General features: G+C 45.6%; 3 protein-coding genes. 2 read left to right on the top strand and 1 reads right to left on the bottom strand.

Annotated features, from left to right (window positions below; translation table 11 throughout):
• On the top strand, nucleotides 1-1,712 hold a 1,712-nt coding region (locus ABWY16_RS09135; RefSeq protein ID WP_353904339.1), incomplete at its 5' end, for a glycosyl hydrolase 115 family protein.
• A 78-nt stretch (nucleotides 1,713-1,790) separates the two neighbouring features.
• Nucleotides 1,791-4,313 (top strand): excinuclease ABC subunit UvrA, encoded by a 2,523-nt coding sequence (gene uvrA / locus ABWY16_RS09130; protein ID WP_353904338.1) that lies wholly within the window; start codon nucleotides 1,791-1,793, stop codon nucleotides 4,311-4,313.
• 7 nt (nucleotides 4,314-4,320) lie between these two features.
• Here uvrA and ABWY16_RS09125 read toward each other — a convergent pair whose 3' ends face one another.
• Nucleotides 4,321-4,869, bottom strand: coding sequence for an alpha-ketoglutarate-dependent dioxygenase AlkB family protein (locus ABWY16_RS09125; protein ID WP_353904337.1), 549 nt, complete (start codon nucleotides 4,867-4,869; stop codon nucleotides 4,321-4,323).
• Nucleotides 4,870-4,871: the final 2 nt, after the last annotated feature.

Below are 4,871 nucleotides of genomic sequence, written 5' to 3'. Positions count from 1 at the left end.
AGAGGTTAAACAGCAAAGCTGAAAAAGAACGTCATGGTGGCTCCGGTGTTTATTACCATGCTTCGTACTGGGGAAGGCCACATGACTACCTATGGCTGTCCACTACTCATCCTGCACTCATACGTGAGGAAATGACTAAAGCTTACCAGGCAGAAGCCCGCAACCTGTGGGTAGTAAATGCCGGGGATATTAAACCGGGAGAATATAACCTGCAGCTGTTTACTGATATGGCTTATGACATCACCCCTTTCCTTAAAAGTGAGTATTCGGCTACACATTTGCAAAACTGGGTGGCAGGTATTTTTGGTGCTGGAAAAGCGCCTGCAATAAGTGGCCTCTTATGGAAATATTACCAGCTTGCCTTTGAGCGTAAGCCAGAATTTATGGGATGGAGCCAAACAGAACCTACCACGCAGACCAAACTTACGGCTTACAACCACTTTTATTATGGCGACCAGGCGCAGCAGCGGGTAGATGCTTATAATGATATTGAAACCAGGGCAAAAACAATTGGTAAAACTGTACACTCTTATCGCAGGGATGCCTACTACCAGCTGGTGCAATATCCGGTAACAGGAGCCTCTCTCATGAATAAAAAGTTTCTTTATCATGATAAGGCCGGGTTGTACGCCGCACAGAGCAGAGTAAGTGCACGCAGCTACCAAAAACTTTCTGAGGATGCATATGAGGAGATTGTGAAAGAAACAGATTACTATAATAATGCGCTGGCTGCAGGTAAATGGAAGTACATGATGTCATTTCATCCCCGCGACCTGCCGGTATACCAGCGTCCAAAATTTGATTCTATACCGTCAAAAACGCAGGCACAATGGCTGGTTTTGCCAGAGGGATACAAGAGCAATGATGGCCGGCGTTCTTTTACCCTGCCCAAATTTGATGCATGGAACAGGCAACGGTATTTCCTGGATGTATATCTTTCAAAAGCTATCACTACTACCCTTAACATTTCTGCTTCGGATGACTGGATCAAGGTCAGTGCCGACCAGATTACCTTAACCGGTGAGGGTTTGAAAAGTCAGCACAGGCTTTGGATAGAGATCGACTGGACTAAAGCACCCCGAAAAGTTGCAGGCGGACAGGTTATCATCAAAGATGCCAGCACGCAGGTCGCCATAACTGTATCGGCAAATAATTCGCCTATTCCCCTTCTTCATAACTTTAAAGGGGCCATCTCGTCAGACAGCTATCTGACTATCAATGCTGCAGGATACAGTGCTGTAAGCAATACAGCAAGTGCTGAATGGAAGGTTATATCACAATTGGGATCTTCTGGCAAATCAATGGAAACATTTACGGACAGTCCTGCGATAGACATAAATGATACTTTAGCCATTCGTAGTTCTGCTGTTCTGACTTATGATTTCTATACCCTGAAAGAAGCGGATGCTAATTTCAGGATTTATACGCTGCCAACGCATCCGCTGAATAAAGAATATGAAATGCGTTACGCTGTGAGTATAGATAACAGTCCTCCTCAATTATTCGACATTAAAACTTTTGGCCGCAGCGAGGAATGGAAGCAAAATGTGTTGAGTAACTCAGCGGTCAGATCTATTAGTAATAAACATCTTACTGCTGGAAAACACAGGATAACCTTTTACCTGATAGATCCCGGGCTTATCTTAGACCGGATATTTATTGATTTGGGAAACGCCCAGGACTACTATGGTGGTGTATCCGAACACTTATAGTATCCATATCCTTATCCGCCAAAACATTTACTTCCTTCATTTGTGGTTAGTACTGAAATTAAACACATATTTTTTTGAATGACTGAAGCAAACAATGATTTTTCCGGCTTTGTACGTGTACGTGGTGCACGTGAACATAACTTAAAGAACGTTAATCTGGATATTCCCCGAAATGCCCTTGTTGTATTTACCGGAATTTCCGGATCTGGCAAATCCTCTCTTGCATTTGGAACACTGTATGCAGAAGCGCAAAGAAGATATCTTGAATCCGTATCACCCTATGCCCGACGGCTGTTTAACCAGATGGCGATTCCTGAGGTTGACGAAATTGAAGGCTTACCCCCTGCCGTTGCATTGCAGCAACAACGAGGCGCAACCAGTACACGATCCTCTGTCGGCAGTGTGACAACTTTATCAAATCTGTTGCGGATGTTATACTCCCGTGCAGGTAATTACCCTGATGGACAGGAAATCATTTATGCAGAATCTTTCTCCCCAAATACGCCCGAAGGCGCCTGCACTGAGTGCCATGGTTTGGGCCGGGTATATGAGATCAATGAAAGAACAATGGTTCCTGATGATAGCCTGACCATTAGGGAAAAAGCCATTGCTTCCTGGCCTTCGGCCTGGCAGGGACAAAATCAGCGTGATATTCTGACAACTATGGGATACGATATCGATATTCCATGGAAAGACATGCCTAAAAAAGACCGTGACTGGATTCTGTTTACGGAAGAACAACCAGTAGTGCCTGTCTACTCCGGCTACAACCACGAAGAAATTCAGCGCTTCATCAAAAACAAGCGGCAACCGGATTATATGGGTACGTTTACCGGCGCGAGGAGATACGTCCGCCATACTTTTGCCAATACCCAAAGTGCCCTGATGAAAAAGCGGGTAAGCCAATATATGCTGAGCAGCGAATGCCCCCTCTGTCATGGAAAGAGGCTGCGCCAGGAATCACTTTCCATCAAGTTTGCCGGTTACGATATTGCTGAGATTTCGGGGCTGGCACTGAATAAGCTTGCAGGGATTTTTGCCCCTTATGCCAGTGGCGAAGCCAAAGCTTTAAAGCAGCTATCGGCGAAATTCCCGGAGAAAGTTGTGGTAGCACAAAGGATCGCAGAAGATTTTTTATCACGCTTACAAGTCATGCTTGATCTTGGTTTAGGCTACCTGACTATTGAACGCAGCACACCTACCCTGTCGCCGGGCGAATTACAAAGACTCAGACTGGCAACACAGGTAAGATCTAACCTGTTTGGGGTAGTTTATGTGCTTGATGAACCCTCGGCAGGTTTACATCCGGCAGATACCGAAGCGCTTTTGCGTGCGCTGGATAAATTGAAAGCAGCCGGCAATTCCTTATTTGTGGTAGAACATGAGATCGAGGTGATCCGTCATGCCGACTGGATTGTTGACGTGGGGCCGGCAGCTGGTGAAAAGGGAGGCCATATTCTTTACAGTGGGTTACCTGAAGGATTAAAAAACGTAGAAGCGTCTTTAACAAGGCAATACATATATGACCAGCGAACACATTTAAAGCAGGATACAAGACAGCCTAAAGACTGGTTACAGCTGGAAGGCGTCTCACGAAATAACCTGGATGATATCAAAATTGGTTTTCCTTTAGGGGTTATAACAAGTGTAACCGGAGTTTCCGGTTCGGGTAAAAGCAGTTTAGTAAGCCAGGTTTTAGTAGAACTGGTTGCAGAACATTTGGGTTTACAGCTGGATGTTTCTGCAGATACGGAAGCTGACCCGCTTGAACAGAATGAGATGATAACCACAGGCGGCCGGATAGCGTCTGGAATGAGTGCTGTTAAAAGACTTGTTGTTGTAGATCAGAAACCTATTGGCCGTACTCCACGATCCAACCTGGCTACTTATACAGGTTTGTTTGATCATGTACGTAAATTATTCGCTGCAACACCTACTGCTAAAGCCCGTAAATATGATGCAGGACGTTTCTCCTTCAATGTAGCCAAAGGCCGGTGCCCGCATTGCGAAGGAGAAGGAATGGTGATGGTAGAGCTGCTATTCTTACCGAGCGTTTATACGCCCTGCCCTACCTGCGGCGGAACGCGTTATAATCCGAAGACTCTGGAAGTAAAATACAAAGAAAGAAACATTGCAGAAGTTCTGGGCATGACCGTTGACGAAGGTGCTGCATTCTTTGATGAAGAACCAGTAATCAGCCGCGCTCTTGAAGTGGTAAGGGAAGTTGGTTTAGGATATCTGCGCCTGGGGCAGCCTGCAACCGAACTCTCCGGTGGTGAGGCACAGCGTATTAAACTGGCAACAGAATTACAGCGCTCACAGCACGGACAAACTTTGTATATACTTGATGAGCCTACGACTGGTCTGCATCCATCAGATGTAGAACGGCTACTGTTGCAACTGAACAGGCTGGTTGATGCTGGCAATACAGTGATCCTGGTAGAACACGATATGGATGTGATTGCAGAAAGCGACTGGGTGATTGATATAGGCCCAGGTGCCGGAGATGAAGGTGGACAAATTGTAGCTGAAGGAAAGCCTGCAGAAATACTGAAAAGCAAAGTTAGCCGCACCGCTCCTTACCTGGCAAAATACTTGTAAGCAATTACTAAACCACTGCTCTGAAGGTTAAATTTACCCTGGCATTCATCGGCCGGGTAGATTTAGCAATTCTGTGTTCCCATTCCTGCTGTAGATTACCTTTCATGATCATAAGCGCGCCACTTTCCAGTCTGATGGAGTACTTTTCACTGTGGTCTGCCTTGTGGCGAATATCGAAACTTCGCACCTGGCCAAAACTTACAGAGGCAATGACAGGATATTTGCCCAGCGCTTTTTCGTTGTCACTATGCCAGGCTACAGAGTCATTGCCATCACGGTAATAATTGAGCAGCACGCTGTTAAATTTCACCTTTGCTATCTTTTCTACCTTATTTTTTATTGCTATCAGCTCCGGTGTCCACTTATTCGGCGCTGACTTCCTAAGTGAAGTGTAATCATAAGTTTCCTGGTCAGCATACCAAGCGCATAGCCTTGGCGTTACTACCTCTTTATCATACATCTTTACCACTTTCTGCTGCCATGGCGATTGCAGTATGAACTTTTGCAATAGCAACTGGCATTCTTTTTCATTGAACAGGCCAGGGTGATATTCCAGCA

Origin of the sequence: Pedobacter sp. (assembly GCF_040513095.1) — a bacterium.
Lineage (GTDB): Bacteria > Bacteroidota > Bacteroidia > Sphingobacteriales > Sphingobacteriaceae > Pedobacter.
Note: the sequence above shows the minus strand (reverse complement) of the source record. Positions and strands in the feature narration are given on the sequence as shown.

Excerpts from the sequence above, each read along its gene's own strand:
- uvrA (WP_353904338.1), top strand. The coding sequence starts at position 1,791 with ATGACTGAAGCAAACAATGATTTTTCCGGCTTTGTACGTGTACGTGGT.